General features: G+C 63.0%; 20 protein-coding genes, 2 tRNA genes and 1 pseudogene. 13 read left to right on the forward strand and 10 right to left on the reverse strand.

The window, feature by feature from the left end:
* Positions 1-377: 377 nt before the first annotated feature.
* Together LA343_RS05845 and LA343_RS05850 are read left to right on the forward strand one after the other, a co-directional pair.
* The gene (locus LA343_RS05845; RefSeq protein WP_025402415.1) at positions 378-599 is read left to right on the forward strand and encodes an SHOCT domain-containing protein; all 222 of its coding nucleotides are present in this window, start codon (positions 378-380) and stop codon (positions 597-599) included.
* A complete protein-coding gene (locus LA343_RS05850; protein ID WP_025402416.1) occupies positions 599-1,024 on the forward strand; it encodes a hypothetical protein in 426 nt (141 codons plus the stop codon). The genes LA343_RS05845 and LA343_RS05850 overlap by 1 nt, the downstream gene beginning before the upstream one ends.
* A 437-nt stretch (positions 1,025-1,461) precedes the next feature.
* Here the strand turns inward: LA343_RS05850 and LA343_RS05855 are convergent, their stop codons facing one another.
* Complete coding sequence (locus tag LA343_RS05855) at positions 1,462-2,157, reverse strand: hypothetical protein (protein WP_224209231.1); 696 nt, start codon at positions 2,155-2,157, stop codon at positions 1,462-1,464.
* Here LA343_RS05855 and LA343_RS05860 point away from each other — a divergent pair.
* Together LA343_RS05860 and LA343_RS05865 are read left to right on the forward strand one after the other, a co-directional pair.
* Positions 2,146-2,349, forward strand: a complete 204-nt coding sequence (locus tag LA343_RS05860) for a hypothetical protein (protein WP_224209232.1) — start codon at positions 2,146-2,148, stop codon at positions 2,347-2,349. The genes LA343_RS05855 and LA343_RS05860 overlap by 12 nt on opposite strands.
* Positions 2,350-2,491: 142 nt before the next feature.
* Positions 2,492-3,642 (forward strand): IS3-like element ISAar43 family transposase gene (locus LA343_RS05865; RefSeq protein ID WP_144084486.1). Its coding sequence is split into 2 segments (ribosomal slippage): positions 2,492-2,762 and positions 2,762-3,642, totalling 1,152 coding nucleotides; the frame shifts between segments, so codons are not numbered across the junction.
* Positions 3,643-3,661: 19 nt separating this feature from the next.
* Here LA343_RS05865 and LA343_RS05870 read toward each other — a convergent pair.
* On the reverse strand, positions 3,662-4,909 hold the full coding sequence (locus LA343_RS05870) for an AlbA family DNA-binding domain-containing protein (protein WP_025402418.1): 1,248 nt from the start codon (positions 4,907-4,909) through the stop codon (positions 3,662-3,664).
* Positions 4,910-5,010: 101 nt separating this feature from the next.
* Positions 5,011-5,304 (reverse strand): sulfate permease, encoded by a 294-nt coding sequence (locus LA343_RS05875; RefSeq protein ID WP_224209233.1) that lies wholly within the window; start codon positions 5,302-5,304, stop codon positions 5,011-5,013.
* Positions 5,305-5,513: 209 nt separating this feature from the next.
* Between LA343_RS05875 and LA343_RS11735 the strand changes: the two genes are divergently transcribed.
* On the forward strand, positions 5,514-5,642 hold the full coding sequence (locus LA343_RS11735) for a hypothetical protein (RefSeq protein WP_263437052.1): 129 nt from the start codon (positions 5,514-5,516) through the stop codon (positions 5,640-5,642).
* A gap of 92 nt (positions 5,643-5,734) precedes the next feature.
* Here the strand turns inward: LA343_RS11735 and LA343_RS11740 are convergent, their stop codons facing one another.
* Entirely contained in the window at positions 5,735-5,869 is a 135-nt protein-coding gene (locus tag LA343_RS11740; RefSeq protein ID WP_263437054.1) for a hypothetical protein, read from the reverse strand.
* 382 nt (positions 5,870-6,251) lie between these two features.
* On the opposite strand from LA343_RS11740, the gene LA343_RS05880 reads away from it, so the two are divergent.
* Positions 6,252-6,328 (forward strand) — tRNA-Ile (locus LA343_RS05880).
* 24 nt (positions 6,329-6,352) lie between these two features.
* On the opposite strand, the pseudogene LA343_RS05885 reads toward LA343_RS05880, so the two are convergent.
* Positions 6,353-6,607 (reverse strand): annotated as a pseudogene (locus LA343_RS05885) (tyrosine-type recombinase/integrase); the annotation flags it as partial.
* 311 nt (positions 6,608-6,918) lie between these two features.
* On the opposite strand from LA343_RS05885, the gene LA343_RS05890 reads away from it, so the two are divergent.
* Positions 6,919-8,078 (forward strand): IS3 family transposase gene (locus tag LA343_RS05890; protein ID WP_224209234.1). Its coding sequence is split into 2 segments (ribosomal slippage): positions 6,919-7,191 and positions 7,194-8,078, totalling 1,158 coding nucleotides; the frame shifts between segments, so codons are not numbered across the junction.
* Positions 8,079-8,927: 849 nt separating this feature from the next.
* Here the strand turns inward: LA343_RS05890 and LA343_RS05895 are convergent.
* On the reverse strand, positions 8,928-9,803 hold the full coding sequence (locus LA343_RS05895; RefSeq protein ID WP_025402423.1) for a serine hydrolase domain-containing protein: 876 nt from the start codon (positions 9,801-9,803) through the stop codon (positions 8,928-8,930).
* An 11-nt stretch (positions 9,804-9,814) separates the two neighbouring features.
* A complete protein-coding gene (locus LA343_RS05900; protein ID WP_025402424.1) occupies positions 9,815-10,222 on the reverse strand; it encodes an acyl carrier protein in 408 nt (135 codons plus the stop codon).
* A 118-nt stretch (positions 10,223-10,340) separates the two neighbouring features.
* Between LA343_RS05900 and LA343_RS05905 the strand changes: the two genes are divergently transcribed.
* Both LA343_RS05905 and LA343_RS05910 read left to right on the forward strand, forming a co-directional pair.
* Complete coding sequence (locus LA343_RS05905) at positions 10,341-10,595, forward strand: hypothetical protein (RefSeq protein WP_025402425.1); 255 nt, start codon at positions 10,341-10,343, stop codon at positions 10,593-10,595.
* The gene (locus LA343_RS05910) at positions 10,583-11,362 is read left to right on the forward strand and encodes an alpha/beta fold hydrolase (protein WP_259342716.1); all 780 of its coding nucleotides are present in this window, start codon (positions 10,583-10,585) and stop codon (positions 11,360-11,362) included. Before LA343_RS05905 ends, LA343_RS05910 begins: the two co-directional genes overlap by 13 nt.
* Positions 11,363-11,428: 66 nt before the next feature.
* On the opposite strand, the gene aceE is transcribed toward LA343_RS05910, so the two are convergent.
* Positions 11,429-14,209 (reverse strand): pyruvate dehydrogenase (acetyl-transferring), homodimeric type, encoded by a 2,781-nt coding sequence (gene aceE, locus LA343_RS05915; RefSeq protein ID WP_025402427.1) that lies wholly within the window; start codon positions 14,207-14,209, stop codon positions 11,429-11,431.
* Positions 14,210-14,842: 633 nt separating this feature from the next.
* Between aceE and LA343_RS05920 the strand changes: the two genes are divergently transcribed.
* From LA343_RS05920 to LA343_RS05930, 3 genes are all read left to right on the forward strand, one after another.
* Complete coding sequence (locus LA343_RS05920; RefSeq protein WP_025402428.1) at positions 14,843-15,286, forward strand: DUF3052 domain-containing protein; 444 nt, start codon at positions 14,843-14,845, stop codon at positions 15,284-15,286.
* 141 nt (positions 15,287-15,427) lie between these two features.
* A tRNA-Val gene (locus LA343_RS05925) sits at positions 15,428-15,500 on the forward strand.
* A 142-nt stretch (positions 15,501-15,642) separates the two neighbouring features.
* Positions 15,643-16,767, forward strand: coding sequence for an SURF1 family cytochrome oxidase biogenesis protein (locus tag LA343_RS05930; RefSeq protein ID WP_224209138.1), 1,125 nt, complete (start codon positions 15,643-15,645; stop codon positions 16,765-16,767).
* Between the two features lie 12 nt (positions 16,768-16,779).
* Here LA343_RS05930 and LA343_RS05935 read toward each other — a convergent pair whose 3' ends face one another.
* Both LA343_RS05935 and LA343_RS05940 read right to left on the reverse strand, forming a co-directional pair.
* Complete coding sequence (locus LA343_RS05935) at positions 16,780-17,280, reverse strand: low molecular weight protein-tyrosine-phosphatase (RefSeq protein ID WP_025402430.1); 501 nt, start codon at positions 17,278-17,280, stop codon at positions 16,780-16,782.
* A gap of 30 nt (positions 17,281-17,310) precedes the next feature.
* Positions 17,311-18,027 carry an HAD hydrolase-like protein gene (locus LA343_RS05940; RefSeq protein ID WP_025402431.1) on the reverse strand — a complete coding sequence of 239 codons (717 nt, stop codon included), beginning with the start codon at positions 18,025-18,027 and terminating at the stop codon, positions 17,311-17,313.
* 105 nt (positions 18,028-18,132) lie between these two features.
* Here LA343_RS05940 and LA343_RS05945 point away from each other — a divergent pair, with 105 nt between their 5' ends.
* Complete coding sequence (locus tag LA343_RS05945) at positions 18,133-19,257, forward strand: Nif3-like dinuclear metal center hexameric protein (protein ID WP_025402432.1); 1,125 nt, start codon at positions 18,133-18,135, stop codon at positions 19,255-19,257.

Genomic DNA, 19,257 nt, shown 5'->3' on the forward strand with positions numbered 1-19,257 from the left:
GACCGCCACCACCGCTGTGGCCACCCCCGCCACCGCGAGCCGGCGTCCGAGCTTCTTGCCTCGAGTCATCGATCCCCTCATTCCTGGAACAGTGCACCCGCCCCCATCGGTCGTCCCTGCCGGGCGGCAGGAACCCTGCGGAGGGCAGGAATCTCAGCGCACCATACGCTGCCTGCAGCAACCCTGCTCGACCGGCACGGAGATCGCCTGACCTATTCGTCAAGGAACGGTGAAGAAACCGCACGCCAGCCGCCGCGCCGGCCCACAGCCCAGCCCCCGTCCCAACCTTGATGGCTTCTTGACACAACAGCCACGGGTTCCGTCACACCAGCCCGCAACAGTGGAGACACAAGCACTTCGACGGAAGGAAACTCATCATGATGACCTACGCATGGAACGCACTACCGATGATGGCAGGCATGGTCCTGTTCTGGCTCGCGATCGTCGCGCTGGTCGTCTGGCTCGTCAAGGACAACCGGCCCCGCGCCGGCATCGCCAGCGCCCAGGCCGTCGACATCATCGACCAGCGCTACGCCCGCGGCGAGATCGACGAGGACCAGTGGGTGCGCATCCGCACCGGCCTGGACAAGAGGCAGTGATGACCGCCACCGCCCTCATCGAACCGCCGACCGCCACCCAACCGGCAGGAGCGCAGCCCGCCAAGGGATCCGTCCTGGCACGCGCCTGGGCCGCCATCCGCTCCGCCGTCGGCGTCCTCCTCGGCCTGGTCCCGCACGTGATGCACCACATCGGGATCATCGCCGGCGCCGCGTTCCTCACCGGGGTGTTCGGCAACAGCCTCCTGTTCGTCGTCGGCCTCGCGCTCAGCGTCCCCATGCTGCACCGCCTGCAACGGCACTACCGCACCTGGAAGGCCCCCGCCATCGGCGTCGTCGTGTTCACCGCCCTGTTCGCCCTGTCAGCCTTCGTGATCGGCCCCGCGATCAGCTCACCCAAGAACACCACCCCCGCCCCCACGACCCAGACCATGACCCAGGACCAACACAGCCAGCACCACCATTGACCTCTCCCTGGGCAAACGCCCCTGTCGAGAGCACCGGCACAACATGCACAAGGGCATCAGGCCACAAGAAGAACAGCCGCGGGCATGGCACCTTCGCGACACCGACTCCCTTCTTGCTGATGTCGATGTCGCTCTTGGCCTCAAGGCCCATGTACTCGGCCGCATCCCCCTCCGCCACGACAGCTGCCATGACCTGTCGCAGTCGCCGGTCTCCGGTCGGGACGAAGTCCGTGTCCATCGGCCGCTCCTTCTCGTTCAGGGCTATAGAGGCCCGCGCCGGCATGCTGGGCCAACACCTGCTGCGATCCTACGGGGGCCACGCGCCGCGAGCTCTCACTCGGTGACGGCAGGGCTGACATGCACCGACGCCAGCCCACGGCATCACAGCAGCCCAGGGAGGCACTCGACCCTCGGCCGGCATCTCGACCGGGGTCGGATCACGAGGAGCGCCCCGGCCCAAGAAGTTTCGCGAGCCGCTTCTGCACCCCGCTGCCCTCACGATCCTCGGCGGGGCAGTGGTCCAGCCACCGCTGCAGTACAGCGATCTCCTCCTCACGTTGTTTGAGCTTGCGGTGGATGATCGCCGCTTGGATCGTGTACCACGGTGCCGGCTCCCCGAACCGGGCATCGCCCTCGGCTCCTTCAATGGCGATGTAGCAGAGCTTCAAGGCTGCCTCGAGCTGTCCCTCTCGCTTCAGCTGCTCGATCGGACCGACCGTCTCGAGATAGTGGATGCCGTGCTCGCTGCCAGCCACGAAGTCTTCGCCTCGCTGACCGCCCTCAACCAACGCCTCCCGAACCATGGTTCGGGCCCTGAAGGCGGTCTCCCCGGAGCGTTCCTTTGCTGTGACTGGAGGGCGGTGTTCGGCGCTGTACTCCCACTGCGGGGCGTCGTCGCCGAGCCAGGCCCACGCGTCCAGTCGAGGCCCCTTCGCCGTCTGAGCGGCGCACAGCTGCACCGGGATCCCCACCTGGGCTCCTATGGGCAGGTTGACCCGATCGGTTGCATGCCCTGCCAAAGCGCCGATCCAGTGCCCTTGGTAGATGACGTCCAATGCTTCGGGACGTTGGTCGTCAGCAGCGACGTGTTCAAGGGTGCCCACGTCTTCGAGGTAGCCGTCATGGTCCCGCAAGAGGGCAAGTGCCACCTGTTGCGCATGTGGCCGGCAGAAGGTGGTCGGGCCCACCACCTGCTGCAGCTTCGCGACCTCGTCGGTGCTGATGACGCTGAGCCCGGGGCCCCGGGCATCACTGGCCTCGGGCGCCACCAAGAGGATCTCCTCCCGGCTCAAGCGGTCGCCTGTCTGCCCGCCCAACAGACGTGAAAACAGACCCATGGCCATCTCCCGACGCTCGTGGCTGCCCCGGAGGCCAACAGTAGGGGTGGGCTGACCCCGTCTGGTAGGTCCGGTGGTTGTGTGAGTCGTCCTGTTGCCCGGGGGTCCGGGCAGGGAGACTGGTCAGATCATGACGAACAGCAGGAAGCGTCACACCCCGGAGCAGGTCGTCCGCAAGCTCGGGCAGGCCGACAGGATGCTCGCGGGCGGTAGCGACATCGCCGCGGTGTGTCGAGAGCTCGGAGTGTCCGAGCAGACGTACTACCGGTGGCGTAACCAGTACGGCGGACTGAAGGCCGACGACGCGAAGCGGCTGAAGGAGCTCGAGAAGCAGAACGCCACGCTCAAGCGGCTGCTCGCCGAGGCAGAGCTCGAGAAGGCTGCCCTGCGGGAGCTGGCTGAGGGAAACTTCTAGGCCCGGGCAGGCGCCGCGCCGCCGTCGACCACCTCAAGCGCAAGCTGCGGGTGAGCGAACGAATGGCGTGCCGTCTGGCCGGGCTGAGCAGGTCCGCATACCGTCGCCCGCTCCAGGGCGAGACGACAGCCGACCCGGACCTGGCGTTGCGGGACTGGCTGCGGGCGTATGCGAAGAAGCACCCGCGGTGGGGATACCGCAGGGCCTACCACGATGCCCGCGGCGAGGGGTGGGTCGTGAACCACAAGAAGATCCAACGGCTCTGGCGCGAGGAAGGGCTGCGCGTCCCGCAGCGGCGTCGCCGCAAACGCGTTGGGTCTTCGACCGTCGACGCCCCGGCAGCGGTCGCACCGAACCTCGTGTGGGCGGTGGACTTCCAGTTCGACGCGGACGAGCAGGGCCGTCCGATCAAGATCTGCTCCATCGTCGACGAGCACACCCGCGAATGCATCGGCGGGCTCGTCGAACGGTCGATCACCGCCGACCGGCTCACCGCCCACCTCGAGGACCTCGTCGCCGTCCGCGGCGCCCCCGCGGTGCTCCGATCCGACAACGGCCCCGAGTTCATCAGCGACGCGATGGCCCACTGGGCCGGCACCCGCACCGGCCTGTTCTACATCCCACCCGGCTCGCCCTGGCACAACGGGTACGTCGAGTCGTTCAACAGCAGGCTCCGCGACGAGTGCCTGAACATCAACAGCTTCTACTCGCTGCTCCACGCCCAGGTCGCGATCGGCGACTGGAAGACCGAATACAACCACGACCGCCGGCATTCATCGCTCGGCTACCTCGCACCCGTCGACTACGCTCGGCAATGCACCCATCAATCGGAAACCGACGACTCGCACAGCGACCGGACCGAATGAAGGGGGCGGCCCAGCCCGACTAGTCGTGATCTGACGGATGGATCATCTGTAAGTTGGAGATGCCGCCCTGATTGATGCAGTCCTCCGCGAGATCGTGCACGCGCCAGTAGAAGTCGAGGTCAGACTCTGCTGCGTTCACTGTGGCTTCAACTGGCGTGTACCTACTGAGCGGGACAGATGAACCATCAAAGTGAAATCCGAAATTGTCGACCGTTGAGATCATCAGCTGTTGTTCGCCAGTCCAATCGATTCCAACCCGGATGTCGTACTCCTCACCTCCAGTCGCCTCTGCGGTCCTGCGAACGAGTGCCATGAAATCGGCCACAGCGCACTCAATCGCTGCGGATTGAACGTGCCAGCCGTCGAAGTAACCGTCGCTACTCATGCGGTGTCCACCGACGGCAGATGCGAGGGTCACTGATCCGTCATGATGGATGCTCATCCAAGATTCCTTCCACGACGAGCCCTCGCTAGTAGCGGTATTGACGGCCTGCCATCTGCGCAGGCCTGGGCGTGGGTTGAAGCGGTCAACACTCTCCAGCGGATGAATGCCGCCGCGACCGGCATAGTGGAGTGCAAGGCTCTCGGTCTTCGTAAGAATTTCGCGAGCTTCGTCGCGTTTGAGGCGACCCCCGACGCGCGGGAGGCGCGGGTGGGCAACAGCGATCAGCCAAGCGCGCGTCCCTGCGTCTCGTCCACCTGCTGCTTCCACATATAGCTTGTCGAGGGCCTCGGTGGCGTGGCGACGCTCGTCGAAGCGGGCACGGTACATCGCTTCGATCTGGCGTTCTTTCATCCACACCGTGTCGGCGTCGTTCCGGACTGGCGCGCCGAAGTAGTCACCCTTGTAGATGAGGTGTGGCCCATCGACGCTCGCGGGCACCTCTACTACGACGGCATGCTTGTCGTCAGGCGAACACAGCCGGACCACGTTCAAGCCGAAGACAGGTGGGGTAATCGCTGTGATCGCAGCGCTACGAAGCGTGCGCTCGTATCCTTCGTCGAAGTTTCCAACGTCGACGCGCGCCGTCGCGGCCTTCTGGGACTCAGTTACTCCGAAGACGATGACTCCGCCCCCACTGTTCGCCATGGCGGCGACATCTTTCGGAAAATCCGTTTGAGGTAGCCCCTTCTGCGGAGGGAGTTCCGACTTCCAGTCCAGGTCGTCCGACTCGGTTGCACCCAGTGTGACTGCCGCGCTGAGCAGCTCGTCCGTGACTGGACTGGGTCCGACGCCGAGGACGCGATGGAGGGCAGTGAAGCTCATAGGCCAAGCGTAGATCTGACCACCGACACGGCGCTGGGCCCGAGGCCATATGAGGCTCCCAAAGCGCGCTCAGGCTCACTTCGCTGGGCAAAGATCTTGCCCTACAAGCGGACGAGTGGGCCGACAGGGCGCCGGAGTGCTCGACGCTCACGGGACTCCGCGGCGCGGACGCGGAGCAGCGCCACGAGGCTGACCGGTCCCATAGCGATGAATTTGAATGAGTCCCAAATCAAGATGACAGTGACGGCGAAGAGCCATCTGGGCGCTCCGCCGTGTATAAGTGCCATGAGGAGCGATGCGGCGTAGAGGTATGGGATCGCGAGGAGCATGGCTGGGATGCCCCACTTGAGGCCGCGGCGCGAGCGGAGCGCATCGAGCGCGATGTTGGTCGGCATGTACCGACGCATGATGGTTCTCACGCGGACGCTAACAGTCCAGATCAGTCGAAGCACGGCGACAGTCCTCTCCGAGTCTGCGGCGACAAGGATAAAGAGGATCGGCCAGCCGAGAGGCTCGCCGTCCCACCGCATCCAGCGGCGGGGCAAGCTGATGAAGATCGCCGGTACCATTCTACCGCGAGCACCGAGTGTCGGGAAGACCTGGCATGGCAACGGCAGCGCGGGAGCCACCGCAGTTGTCGGACCGGGATGCCTCCTGGTTCCAGACACGGGGGCGGACCGAAGAGGTCGCGCAGTGGTACGAGCAACGCGCCCAGGTTGTGCCCACGCTATAAAGAGAGCTTCCAAGCCTCCCGCTCGAAGAGGATGACCCGCCCGATGATTGAGGCGCGGTCCTATACCCTTCCATTTTGACAGGGCCAGCGTCCTACCTGGGGCGCCCGTGCGAGTCGCGCATGGCGACGCCGCAGGCCGTCAGGTGGTTTCGCACGGTGCCGCCGTTGAACCCGAGACGCCCTCCGATTTGCTCCAGCGACTCACCGGACTCATAGCGGCGTGCCATCTCCGTGATCTCGTCGGGCGTCGGAGAGGCATTGCGGATTCGTACGCCTCGCAGACGGAGTAGGTCGGCGAGCCGGACTCGGCTGACGCCAAGTTCCGGTGCGAGGTCCCTGAGCTTGGCCCCCTCGGCGTACCGAACCTCAGCCGCTGCAAGTAGTCGCTCACTCGGCTGAATAACTTGGTGCGTCTCACGGAACGAGCGCGCCTCGCCCCCGATCGGACGTCGCCGGACCGATCGAACGACCATCAGTGCACGTCGGAGCCGCGGGGCAAGTTTCGAAAACAGTCCCCGTAGGTCCACAAACACTTTCCGGGGGACAAGCACTTTTTGAGGGGGTCAACGCTTATCAGCAACCCTCGCTGTGGTTCAATCTTCTTCTGAAGGGGCTATAGCTCAGTCGGTTAGAGCCGCGGACTCATAATCCGCTGGTCGCGGGTTCGAGCCCCGCTGGCCCCACCAACAACAACCATATAAAACACCCGCTCAGGCCACGTTTTCCCCACCGGATTGCGTGGCCTTTTCTGCATTTGACGTAAATTTGACGTAGCTGGAAATCTGCCCATCCATCACCTCCGCCACCTCATCAAGATCACCGTCGAAAAGGTCCGCGTACACATCCAGTGTCATAGCCGCTGAAGCGTGCCCTAACTGACGCTGAACAACTTTGACATTCGCGCTCGCGCTCACCAGCAGCCCCGCCGCGACATGCCTCAAACCGTGCGGGGTTACGCGCGGGAGATCGTAGTCATCCATCGCCCGCTGCAACCCGGCGTAGTACCAGTGGTGGAGCTATCGACACTGTGCAGAGCTCCAGGTTCTTTGTGGTTCGAATCTCCACGGTTCTCCCGGCTGTCACTGCGACGTAGGATTCGGTGATTCAGCCACGATCTGGATTAGCATGTTGATTCTCAGCGCGGCGGCTTCGTGGAACAGCAGAACACTGGTTCCCAGTAACCACGCAGGCTCCCAGATCTCGACATGCGGGACTGCTGAAGGTTTGGTTGACACCAGGGTTGCTTCACAGGTGTGGAGCACGAAAGGATGTTGACATGCCAAAGATCTACAACGAGCAGTTCAAGGCTGACGCGGTCGCGCTGGTTGAATCAGGGATGAGCCGCCGACAAGTGTGTGCCGATCTGGGTGTCTCACGGTCCTCGTTACAGAAATGGGTCACTGACGCCCGCCTACAGGCTCACGGGATGAGCCCGTCAAGTGATCCGGAGGTCGCCAAGGAGATGAGCGCTGCTTTGAAGCGGATTCGTGAGCTAGAGATGGAAAGCGAAGTCCTGCGCGCCGCAGCAGCCTACTTGAGCCAGGAGGCAATTCGCCCAAAAGGATCTTCCCGACCGTGGAAGCGCTGATCGCTCAGGGCAAGGCAACCCTGACGATCGCGGCTCGGGTATTGAAGTTTTCTCGCCAAGCTTTCTACAAATGGCTGGCCAGCCCTGTTTCAGGAAGGCAAGCCCAAGACGAGGAAATCATTGCCAAGATTCGCCAGATCCACGCTGATGATCCAGAGTTTGGCTACCGGTTCATTGCTGATGAGCTTCACGGGCAAGGCGTGAAGATTTCCGAGCGGCGCGTATGGCGCTTGTGCTCGAAGATCCAGGCGTTTTCTGTCATTGCTCGGCGAAAGCCGCGTGGGAGGAAGTCGGGTGCTCCGGTTCATGATGATTTGCTCCAACGCCGCTTCCACGCCGATACGCCAAACACGGCCTGGGTCACGGATATCACTGAGCACTGGACGAGGGAGGGGAAACTGTATCTATGCGTGATCAAGGACCTGTGTTCACGCACAATCGTTGGCTATGCGACTAGCGCGCGGATGAAATCACACCTCGCGGTGGCGGCACTCGAGGACGCAATGAGGAAGCGCGGTGAGCCCAAGGGCGTGATTGTTCACTCGGATCGAGGCTCGCAATTCCGATCCAGGAAATTCCGTGCCGCGTTGAAAGCCTTCGGTGCGAAGGGATCGATGGGCAGAGTCGGAGCGTGTGGGGATAACGCCGCAATGGAATCTTTCTTCGCCCTCGTGCAAAAGAATGTCCTTGACCGCAAATCCTGGGCGAGCCGGCGTGAGCTGTCAGCAGCGATCACCCACTGGATCGAACGGACTTATCACAGGAAAAGACGCCAGCGAGCGCTGGGGAAGTTGACACCCATCGAATACGAAACAATCATGAAACCAGCCGTATCAATCGCGGCCTAAAAACCAGAAGGAAAACTGTCAACCAAACCTTCAGCAGTCCCTTTAGGTGACAGCTGAGGTGCTAGGCCTTAAGGCTAGCTCCATGTTTAACAATCGCGTCACATTCGGTGGGAACAACAAGGTCCCAGGCAAGTCTGCTGACAGTAATGGTAGGGCGATTGGATTGAGGCGGAGTTTGCGATCAGAAGCTGTCATCATGGCTCGCCAATGGCCGCGGACGAGATGGTTCTTCGACGGGTAACACAGCGTAGATCCATTGCTGTGTGGCCGGTTAGCGTCCCAAGCGTGGACTTGATTTGTCAGAGGTTTCTCTTGAAACTGTCGGGGTGGCCACTGTCCTACGGTCGATGGCTTGTTTCTAACCGGAAGTCTCACTGCTTTCGGCGGAGCGGTTGGCCGTGTATGAGGCACGTTAGCCTTGCCTGGCTCGTTGAGCAGCGCGGTTTTCGTCAACATTGCAGGTTAAGAAATCGCGTTGTCGTCAGTGGTCACTCGCCGTTTGTGAATTGCGCTCGCATCTTAGTTGTTTTACCAAGCTCATAGTTAGACAAATCGATGGTGCTCGTGCAGCGGATGAATACTCTGGTTGTCGGCGAAACTTAGAAATGGGTTAAACCGGTTCCAGATGTTACGTGAAAACTGTGCTGAACTGGGATATTTCTCACCAAGCTCGGGCGAGGCAGATTTTTCGAGCGTCGTAACAGTCAATGAAAGCACCTTTGACCCCGCCGTTGAACCGTCCTACTCCACTCCTGCGATTCCAGACAGTTCACGCTGCTGCAGTCACTCCCAACCCGGCAACCCGAGAAAAATCAGCCGCCCCGGCAACCCAAGCCCCCATGCCTCCAGCTATCCCAGAGCCGCCCACAGATCCGCGTTGAACTCGCTCCACAGCGGCTTTGCCCACTCCCCGAAATCGCGATCCGTCAGCACCACCGCCGCTAGGCCCTGCTCCCGCGCCGCCCACACAAACGTGCCCGACTGCCCGAAATGTCCGGCTACATCCTTTGGCATCGACGCCACCAGCCAGTGACCACCCCCAGCACCCTCGTGGCTATCGCCATTCCCGCCCTTGGAGCCTCGCACCTCAAACCCTAGCCCCCACGGGCACGGCTTCTGCATGCCATATCCCGGCACGATGCCGTTGAGGTCCGGATACTGCACCGTCAGCATCTCTGCCACCGTGGATTCGTCCAACAGCCGCGGATGCAGCACCTCCCCGGCAAACGCCACCAGGTCCTCTACACTGCCGGTAAACCCGTGCCCAGCACTGCCGCTGAAGTCCACGGACATGCCCAGGGTGTCGTTCAGCCCCATCTGGCAGTACTCCTCGAAAGACATGCCCGTGGCACGTTCCACATGCTCCGCCAGCATCTCGTAGCCCGCGGACGAGTAGATGCGCCGAGTCTCCGGTGCCTTCTGCTGCGTGCGCTCCCCAAAGGCCACTCCACCGGCGTGTGCGAGCAATTGCCGCATGGTCGGCACCTGCTGGAAGTCCTCCAGCCCGGAAACATCCACGGGCTCGTCCAGCTCAATTGCGCCCTCTTCCACCGCGAGCATGACCGCATACGCGGTGAGCAGTTTGCTCACGCTCGCTAGAGCGAAAGGTTTTTCTGTGGGGCCGTGGATCGTTGTGGCGTCGGCGTGAAGAACACCAACGGCGGCAGAGCCGACCGGCCATTCATCGACGCGTGCGATGAGGTCATCGAGTTCCGTGGTTGCCATCGGTTCCGCCGTTACTTTGCATCGAGCTTGCGCTGCACGAGGTTGACGAGGTCGCGCACGGTGGTGGAGTCGTTGACGTCATCGTCGCTGAGCTCCACGCCGAAGCGCTCCTCCAGCCGCACGCTCAGGTCCACGAGCGAGAGCGAATCCACTCCAATGTCATCGCCGAGCGCCTTGTCGTCGACGATTTCCTCCTTCTCGATGCCCGTGGCAGCCTCGATCTCCTGGAGGACGTTGCCATGGACGTCGTCGCTGGCGGGCTGGATAGACCCGTTGCCGTCCTGACCAGCTCCCGATCCCGATCCGCCCGCGCGGTCGCCGTGGTGGCTATGGCCGGACAATGCGGCCGCCAGCTTGTGCTTCAAATCCTCGGTCCCGGCCTGGTCGTGAGTGGTCTCATTGCCTTTGTCGCGTGCCATGGAGGTCCCTTCGTTGTGGTGCGCCCCGTGCTCGTTGTTACCGGTTCCTGGAGGGGGTGTGGCCGGGGTTTATGCTTTAGCTCAAAGTGTAACAATCTGCGCCCGATCGGATTACTTCATGAGCACTAATAATTTCTTCCGGGTGGTGTGGCACCGCCTCACCAACCCGCACCCCGACCTGCCCGGCCTGCCCGAACCAGACGAGGTCAACACCGTCACCGCCGGTGACGGCGGCGAACTTTTCGTTCGCTCCTTTTACTCCGACGCCACACCGCACACACAACATCAGCCCGCGAAGGTGCGTGCCACGGTGGTGTTCGCTCACGGTTTCAACCTGTCGGGCGAATCGTGGTTTTCCAGGTGGAGAGGCTGAAGAAGGAACCGGGGCTGCGGATGATCGTGCCGGATATGCGCGGGCACGGGCGCAGCGTGGAGCAGCCCGGCGACCGGGAGATCGAGGACCTTACGATTCCCGCGACGAGCAGGGACATCATCACGATCATTGAGCAGCTGGCGCCCGAGGGGCCGCTGATTCTCGTGGGCCATTCCATGGGTGTGATGACGATGCTCGGGGCGGTGCGCATGATGCCGGAGGAGATGCGCGAGCGGGTCAAGGGCATGATGCTGCTCAACGGGGCGATTTCCACGTTCGCGTCGGCGGGGCTGACGACAATGCTGAACTCCCTGCCGGTGCGGTCGCTGCGCTATGCGTGGAAGGCGACGCCGAAGGGGATGGATAAGCTGAAGGACTCGTTCGAGTGGCTATTGAAGCCTGTGCTGGCCTCCGGGGTGTACCACGGCAAGTTGGAGGAGGGGGCCTCTGCGCAGTTCGATGTGGTGGACTTCCACGCCGCTGAGATTGGGCGCACGCCGATGTCCACGATCCTCGGCTTCGCCGACGATCTCGCCGAGCATGACGAGACGGATGCTGCGGACTACCTGGGCTCCATCCGTGGCGTGCTGATGGCGGGGGAGAAGGACGACGTGACGCCGGTGGAACAGACGCGCACGATCGCGAAGATGTGGCCGGGCAGTAGCTCGGAAACGATTCGCGAGGCTGGCCACATGCTGCCCGTAGAGTGCCCAGAGGCGGTGAACACGCAGCTCATCCGCCTCATTGATGAGTCCTGCCCGGGCTAGCGTCGGTGGATCGCTAGGGCCTGACCCCGCAGCAGCGAGGTCAGGGAAGCCTAGTGCTCAGACTCCCTAGACGGTCGCGGTCGGATCGTCGATTTCGAACTTCTCCGCAGCTTCCGCCGCCACAGACCGGTCGATCTTGCCTTCGCGGGCCAACCCCAGCAGAACGGCGACAACCACCGATTCGGCGTCGATATTGAAGTACCGCCGAGCGGCTTCACGAGTGTCAGAGAAGCCGAAGCCGTCCGCGCCGAGGACCACGTACTCGCCCGGTACCCAGCGGCGAATCTGCTCGGGCAGGGTCGTGGCGAAATCGGAGACGGCCACGAAGGGGCCATCCACGCCGTCGAGCACCTGCTGGATGTACGGCGTGCGCACGTCGGCGCTGGGATTGCGGAGCTGCTCGAGCTCGGCGGCCTGGCCGTCACGGGCAAGCTCGTTCCAGCTGGTCACGGAGTAAATGTTGGCGTTGACTCCATAATCGGCGAGCATGGTCTTCGCCTTGATGGCGGCCTCCATGCCCACGCCGGAGGCCAGGATGCTGGCGGTGTGCTCGGCCTCGTCCGCGGGGCCGACATCGCCAGCACTGTCCACACCGGTGCCGACCTGACGGCTGGCCGGGGAGTACAGGTAGATGCCCTTGAGCAGGCCCTCCACATCCAGATCCTCCGGAGCCGGCGGCTGGTGAATCGGCTGGTTGTAGACGGTGAGGTAGTAGATCACGTTCTCGCCGCGACCCTCGCCGTACATCCGGTCGATGCCCTCGCGCACGATGTAGGCAATCTCGTAGGCAAACGCCGGGTCGTAGGCCACGACCGCCGGGTTCGTCGACGCCAAAACGGGGGAGTGGCCATCCATGTGCTGCAGGCCCTCGCCGGTCAGCGTGGTCCGGCCCGCAGTGGCTCCGATGAGGAAACCGCGTGTCATCTGATCACCTGCGGCCCAGATGGAATCGCCCACGCGCTGGAAACCGAACATGGAGTAGAAGATGTACAGCGGGATCATCACTTCGCCGTGGGTGGCGTAGCTCGTGCCTGCGGCGATGAACGACGCCATGGAACCAGCCTCGGAAATGCCCTCGTGGAGGATGTGGCCGTCCGTGGACTCCCGGTAGGAGAGCATGAGGTCGTGATCCACCGGCACGTAGTTCTGGCCGTGCGGGTTGTAGATCTTCAAGGTGGGGAACCACGAGTCCATGCCGAAGGTGCGGGCCTCGTCCGGGATGATCGGTACGAGGCGCTTCTTGATCTCGTCGTCGCGCATGAGGTCCTTGAAGATGCGCACCAGGGCCATCGTAGTGGCCACTTCCTGCTTGCCGGAGCCCTTGAGGGCGAGGCGCAGTACATCCATGTCCGGGGTCTTCAGCGGCGTGTACTTCTCGCGACGCTCGGGCAGGAAGCCGCCGAGTTCCTTGCGGCGGTTGACCATGTACTCGATCTCCGGCGAATCGGCACCGGGGTTGTAGTACGGCGGCAGGTAGGGGTCCTTCTCCAGATCCTCGTCGGAGATCGGGATGCCCTGCTTGTCGCGGAAGAGCTTGAGATCCTCGAGCGTGAGCTTCTTCATCTGGTGGGTCGCGTTGCGACCCTCGAAGTTATGGCCCAGGCCGTAGCCCTTAATGGTGTGGGCCAGGATGACGGTCGGCTGATCGGTTGTCTCCAGGGCGCGCTTGTAGGCGGCGTAGATCTTGCGGTAGTCGTGACCACCGCGGCGCAGGTGCCAGATCTCTTCATCCGTCATGTCTTCCACGAGCTTGGCGGTGCGCGGGTCCTTGTTGAAGAAGTACTCGCGCACGTAGGCGCCGTCGTTGGCCTTGAAGGTTTGGAAGTCGCCGTCCGGGGTGGTGTTCATGACCTGCACGAGGGCGCCCTCGGTGTCCTTTTCGAGGAGCTTGTCCCACTCGCGACCCCACACGACCTTGATGACGTTCCAGCCGGCGCCGCGGAAGAAGGACTCCAGCTCCTGGATGATCTTCGTGTTGCCGCGCACGGGGCCATCGAGGCGCTGCAGGTTGCAGTTGATGACGAACGTGAGGTTGTCCAAGTTGTTGAGCGCAGCCATCTGGATGAGGCCGCGGGATTCCGGCTCGTCCATCTCGCCGTCGCCGAGGAATGCCCAGACGTGCTGGTCGGAGGTGTCCTTGATACCGCGATCATGCAGGTAGCGGTTGAACCGCGCCTGGTAGATCGCATCCATCGGGCCCAGGCCCATGGAGACGGTGGGGAATTCCCAGAAGTCCTTCATGCCGTGCGGGTGCGGGTAGGAGGGCAGGCCGTGCTCCGGCTTGGAGGCCTCCTGGCGGAAGGCATCGAGATCGTCCTCGGACAGGCGCCCCTCCAGGAAAGCGCGGGCGTACATGCCGGGGGAGGCGTGGCCCTGGAAGAAGATCTGGTCGCCGCCACCGGGGTGATCCTTGCCGCGGAAGAAGTGGTTCAGGCCCACTTCGTAGAGCGGAGCTGCGCTCGCGTAGGTGGAGATGTGGCCGCCCACGCCGATGCCGGGGCGCTGCGCACGGTGCACCATGATGGCGGCGTTCCATCGGATCCAGCGGCGGTAGCGCTTTTCGATTTCCTCGTCACCGGGGAACTCGGGTTCCTGGGTGGTGGGAATGGTGTTGACATAGTCCGTGGACAGCAGCGGCGGCAGGGGAACGCGCTTGGCGGTGGCGCGCTCCAACAGGCGGAGCATGAGGTAGCGTCCCCGGTCCGGTCCTGCTGCCTCCAGCAGAGCATCGAGGGATTCCATCCACTCCTGAGTTTCCTCTGGGTTGGAATCCTTGAGGTATGAAGCGACACCGTCCCGGATAAGGGCGAAGTTGCTGTCGCTGGGGTTGCGAGAATCATCAGCCATGATCAAGGCCTCCTTGGAGCACGTGCGGTCCTGACCCTGCGCCACGAACTGGTTGTATGGCGCAAAGTTTGTGTGGATTCCACACTACGGAAGTTCCACCCGGGAAGGCGGAAAAACGGCCGTGAAACGGAACACGAAACAAACTTGTCACACTGGCGTGCAAGGGCCATACAGGGGCCATGGAGAGACCATGCAAATACAGAGCCGCTGCTGAGACCAGCCCCGGCCTGCCGTAACTGTGGCTTTTCCTATAACCTTTCCCCTTAACTTCGTGCGATTCAATGCGCTTTCTCGCCCTTTCACGCGCTGCTTACAGACGTCGCGCTGCGTTTTAGCAGGATTTTAACCCCACAATTGCTGCGCTTTGGCCCGGAACCTTGTAACTTTGACTTCACAAGAGTTCCCTGAGCAGGCCTTAACGTTGAAAGCATTGAGATCCAGGCTGAGATCTACGCTGAGATCAATGCAAACAATGAGGCTTGACAATAGGGAATGGATCACACGTAAGGTGCATAACTAATGCCCCCTGCGGGGCAGCGGTTGACACACACCAGTCGATCCGTGTGCCGGAGAATCCACTGCGAGCTCCATTAGCCTCGGATCGATGCACATGGAGAAAGGTACGAAAGCACAGTGGCGAAGGCCCCAGGATCGGCCCCTGAAAAGGCTTCGGAGCAGGACCAGCAAGATTGGGCATCCCTGCTGAACGTCTCGGCAGACGACATCATCCAAGAAATTGGTTGGGATGAAGACTGCGATTCCAGCATCAGCGAGGCATTGGAAGACGCCACTGGATCCGTTCTCCTCGAAGCAGATACCGACGAAGTGGTGGACAAGGTGCTGCTGTGGTGGCGCACCGAAGACGGCGACCTCGTGGACGGACTGGTCGATGCGACCCGTTCCCTCGGCGAGGACGGCTGCATCTGGTTGCTCACCCCGGCCGTGGGCAAGCCCGGTTCCGTGGAGCCCGGCGACGTGGCGGAATCCGCTCAGCTCGCTGGCATGGTGCAGACCAAGTCCGAGCGTCTTGGCGCGTGGCAGGGGGCGTGCCTCGTGTCCTCCGGAACTAAGCGCTAGCTCCGGCGCACACCACGCCCCGCTGCACTCCTAGCGCACACCCGGCACGAGGGTCGTTCTTCGGTGTTCACCTGCGCCTTTGGTGAACTCTGTGACATCCGTGTTATTCTTCTAACCGCTTCGCGCACAAGTTAGCGATGAGCGCCTTTAGCTCAGCTGGAAGAGCAGCTGGTTTACACCCAGCAGGTCGGCGGTTCGAACCCGTCAGGGCGCACACTTTTCACCCACCAGCACCCCGGTGCTGGTGGGTTTCCCGTGTCATGGGTCGTCTCACGGGTCGTCGCGTCCCGTTGAGAGCCCTCACGGGCCGCGATGAGTTTGTAACTGCCTGCGCAGCACTGGGTACATTGGACATTGTGCCTACATCGCCAACATCGCCCGGGTCGGAGCCATCAGAATCAGCAGCTCCAGCAACCCCGCGCACCCCGGCATCCCCGCGCAACTCCAGTGGGCGGCGGCGGGGCGGCCTGCGCAGCGTTCTAACTCCGGGCTGGATCCTCACCGCAGTCCTCGTTCTCACCTTCACCTACTTTGCCTTCACCTTCCTGGCCCCCTGGCAGCTGGGGAAGAATCGGGACAAGAACGAGTTCAACCAGCGCCTCGAACACGCCCTGGAAGTCGACCCCGTGCCGATCAGCGATGTCATTCCAGCCGATGGTGCCTCTGCTGGCGTCGATAGCGAATGGACCCGGGTGAAACTCCAAGGCCATTTCCTCCCCGACAAGCAGGTTCTTCTGCGCAACCGCCCCGTCAATTCTTCACCGGCCTACCAGTCACTCACGCCTTTCGCGCTGGATTCCGGCGGCACGGTCATGGTCAACCGCGGGTGGGTACCCGCCGGCGATGGTTCCTCGAAGCCCGCCGTCCCCGCTCCACCCAGCAAGGACATCACGGTCACCGGCTTCATCCGCATGAACGAACCGAAGCCACAGACCACTCCAGCCAAGGTGAACGGCTTCACGCAGGTCACCGGCATGAATACCCAGCAGGTTGGCCAAGCCACCGGCACCAAGCTTGCCACCGATTACGTCCAGCTCGATAAGCCCAGCGTGGACAAAGTCAACGAACTGACCCCCTCGCCGGACAAGCTCAACGCCCTCGAACTCCCTCATCTCGACGGCGGTACCAACCTGTCTTACGGCATCCAATGGATCGCCTTCGGCATCCTTGCCCCCGTGGGCTTGGGGTGGTTCATCTTCTCTGAAATCCGCGAGCGCCGCCGCGAGAAGGAAGAAATCGCGAATTCCCAACACTCAGCTGCTCGCAGCGTCGACCCTCAGCCCATAACCCCCGGCACCACAGCCCCCGACACTCCTGCCGAGGACGCCCCCGCCAATGACCTCAGCGGCACGAAGACCGAGGATGGCAGCGGGGCGGCGTCGAACATCACAGCTTCGGAGAAGCTGGCCAACCGCTACGGCGGCACCCGCAGCCGGTTCGAGGAACGGCGAGCACAGAAGAAGGGCCAGGAGCGGTTCTAGCGGCCCCCGCGGCTAGTGGTCCGAGCCGTACTCCTTGACCAGGCCCGGGAGCGCCGCCGAGATCTCCTCGGCGACCCGGGCGAAATCCTCCGGCGTGCCGTAGTACGGGTCGGCGACCTCCGCGCCGTCGGGGGAATCCGGATCAAAGCTACGGAACAGGTGAATCTTCGCCGGATCCACGCCCTGATCCCGTAGGCCCCGAACGTGGCCCGCATCCATCGCGAGGAACACGTTCGAATCGGCAAACTCGGGGCCAAATTGGGAAGCGCGGTGGGCGAAGCCGTCGTAGCCATCGTGGGAGAGCTGGCGCAGGGCGCGCTCGTCGGCCGGGTCACCCACGTGCCAACCGCCCAGGCCGCAGGAGTTCACTTCCACGTTGGACGCGCCGGCGTCCTCGAGGGCAGCGCGGAGCATTACCTCGCCCATGGGGGAGCGGCAGATGTTGCCGGTGCACACCACGGTAATGGTCGTGGGCTGGTTGTTGTCGGTTGCGTTGTCTGTTTTCTCAGTCACTGCGTTGTTCTCCTTCGAAACTCGGTTCTGCTAGCCCTCGTTAGCCCAACGCTGCACGAGCGCATCTAATTCCTCCGGGGTATCCACCGTGTAGGCGGCCTTCGCCCGTTCCTCGTCCGAGCCGTATCCCCAGCCCACCAACACAGACGGGATCCCCGCCTGCGCGGCGCCCTCAACATCGTGGATGCGGTCGCCGATGAGCAGCATGTGGGTGGGCTCCAAGGCCTTGAGCGCCTCGTTGGGATCCATGGCGTTGAGGATCTCCCGGATCTCCGGGTCCTCCTTCAGCTGAGTCAGCGCGTACTCGATGACCGCGGCCTTGGACCGGCGAGTGCCATTTTCCTGGGCCGCGCCCAGCACGGTGAAGTACTTGAGCATGTCGTGCTCGGTAAGGATCCGCTTCGCCGAGACCTCAGACTTGGAGGTCGCGGTGGACAGGATAATACCTTCGTCTTGCCACTTGGCCAGCAGATCCTTCATGCCGGGGAACGGGGTGGCATTGTTCCACCCGCCGTTTTCCTGGTGCTCCAGGTAGGTGGCGAACACGTCGTCGCGCAGTTGCCCCTCCAGCCCCAGGTCGGTCAGCGTCTCCCACATGGGCGGCCCGGGGATCTGGCGAACCCGCTGCTCATCGGGCACCTCGACCCCGTGGGTCTCGAGGGCCGTCACAAAGCTATCGCGGATTCCGGGGTAGGAATCCATGAGGGTTCCGTCAACGTCTACTAGCAAAATTGGTAACTCACGCACCCCTCTAGTGTGACAGAACTAGCTAGGCTGGGTGCAGAACACCGTCTGGCAACAGACAACCCAGACTGACACCAGACACACACCGACCCCGCATGAGGAGCTGCCGTGCCCACCGTTGGCCAGATCGTTTCCGCCATGGATTCCGCCTACCCGCCGCATCTCGCTGAGGATTGGGATGCCGTGGGCCTGATCTGTGGCGACCCCGAGGAACCCGCCGATCGGGTGGTCTTCGCCCTCGATTGCACGGACGAGGTCGCTAACGCCGCCATTGACTCCGGCGCCCAAATGCTCATCGTGCACCACCCGTTGCTGCTGCGCGGGGTCACCTCCGTGCCCGCGAACTCCCCGAAGGGCCGGATCATTCACAAGCTGATCCGCAACAATGTGGCACTGTTCGCCGCCCACACGAACGCCGATTCCGCCCGCCCCGGTGTCAACGATCGCCTCGCAGAGATCTTGGGCGTGACCCCGGGTCGGCCGTTGCGCCCGATCCCGCAGCCCATGGATAAGTGGGGGTTCACCGTCCCTGTATCCGACGCCACCAGGGTCACCTCCGCCATCTTTGCCACGGGTGCTGGCAGGCAGGGCGACTACGAAGAGGCCGGGTTCAGCTTCACCGTGACGGGCCAGTTCACTCCTGTGGAGGGGGCGCAGCCGCACATCGGCACGGTGGGGCAGAAGCAGACCGTGGAGGAGCGTCGCGTGGAGTTCATCGCGCCGAAGGCACTGCGCTCGAAGGTCCGCGAGGCGCTGCTGGAGGCCCACCCGTACGAAGAACCGGCTTTCGACGTGGTGGAGACGGATCCGGGCCACTCGGATCTCGGCATCGGCCGGGTCGGGGAGCTGGATACCCCGATGACCCTGCGGGAGTTCACCGAGCGGGTGGCCGATCGATTGCCAACCACGCGCTGGGGCGTGCGCGTCGCCGGTGATCCGGACGCGATGATCCGCACCGTGGCGGTTGCCAGCGGGGCTGGGGATAGCTTCCTCACCCAGGTGGCGGGGATGGAGGTGGATTGCTTCGTGACATCCGACCTGCGGCACCACCCCGTGGATGAGCACCTGCGGATGGGCGGGTGCCCGGTCATCGACACGGCCCACTGGGCCAGCGAGTTCCCGTGGTGCCAGCAGGCAGCGGACATGATTGCCCGCGAGACCGGGGCGGAGACCACCGTGCTGGAGATCCGCACGGATCCGTGGACACTGCACGCTGGCCGCGAGGAGGCATAA

This window comes from Corynebacterium falsenii, assembly GCF_020099275.1.
Lineage (GTDB): Bacteria > Actinomycetota > Actinomycetes > Mycobacteriales > Mycobacteriaceae > Corynebacterium > Corynebacterium falsenii.

What these genes read in the sequence shown, in the direction of transcription:
- LA343_RS05845 (WP_025402415.1), top strand. Translation starts at nt 378, where the DNA reads ATGATGACCTACGCATGGAACGCACTACCGATGATGGCAGGCATGGTC.
- LA343_RS05850 (WP_025402416.1), top strand. Translation starts at nt 599, where the DNA reads ATGACCGCCACCGCCCTCATCGAACCGCCGACCGCCACCCAACCGGCA.
- LA343_RS05860 (WP_224209232.1), top strand. Translation starts at nt 2,146, where the DNA reads ATGGTCCCGCAAGAGGGCAAGTGCCACCTGTTGCGCATGTGGCCGGCA.
- LA343_RS05870 (WP_025402418.1), bottom strand. Translation starts at nt 4,909, where the DNA reads ATGAGCTTCACTGCCCTCCATCGCGTCCTCGGCGTCGGACCCAGTCCA.
- LA343_RS05875 (WP_224209233.1), bottom strand. Translation starts at nt 5,304, where the DNA reads ATGCCGACCAACATCGCGCTCGATGCGCTCCGCTCGCGCCGCGGCCTC.
- LA343_RS11735 (WP_263437052.1), top strand. Translation starts at nt 5,514, where the DNA reads ATGGCAACGGCAGCGCGGGAGCCACCGCAGTTGTCGGACCGGGATGCC.
- LA343_RS11740 (WP_263437054.1), bottom strand. Translation starts at nt 5,869, where the DNA reads ATGGCACGCCGCTATGAGTCCGGTGAGTCGCTGGAGCAAATCGGAGGG.
- LA343_RS05895 (WP_025402423.1), bottom strand. Translation starts at nt 9,803, where the DNA reads ATGGCAACCACGGAACTCGATGACCTCATCGCACGCGTCGATGAATGG.
- LA343_RS05900 (WP_025402424.1), bottom strand. Translation starts at nt 10,222, where the DNA reads ATGGCACGCGACAAAGGCAATGAGACCACTCACGACCAGGCCGGGACC.
- LA343_RS05905 (WP_025402425.1), top strand. Translation starts at nt 10,341, where the DNA reads ATGAGCACTAATAATTTCTTCCGGGTGGTGTGGCACCGCCTCACCAAC.
- aceE (WP_025402427.1), bottom strand. Translation starts at nt 14,209, where the DNA reads ATGGCTGATGATTCTCGCAACCCCAGCGACAGCAACTTCGCCCTTATC.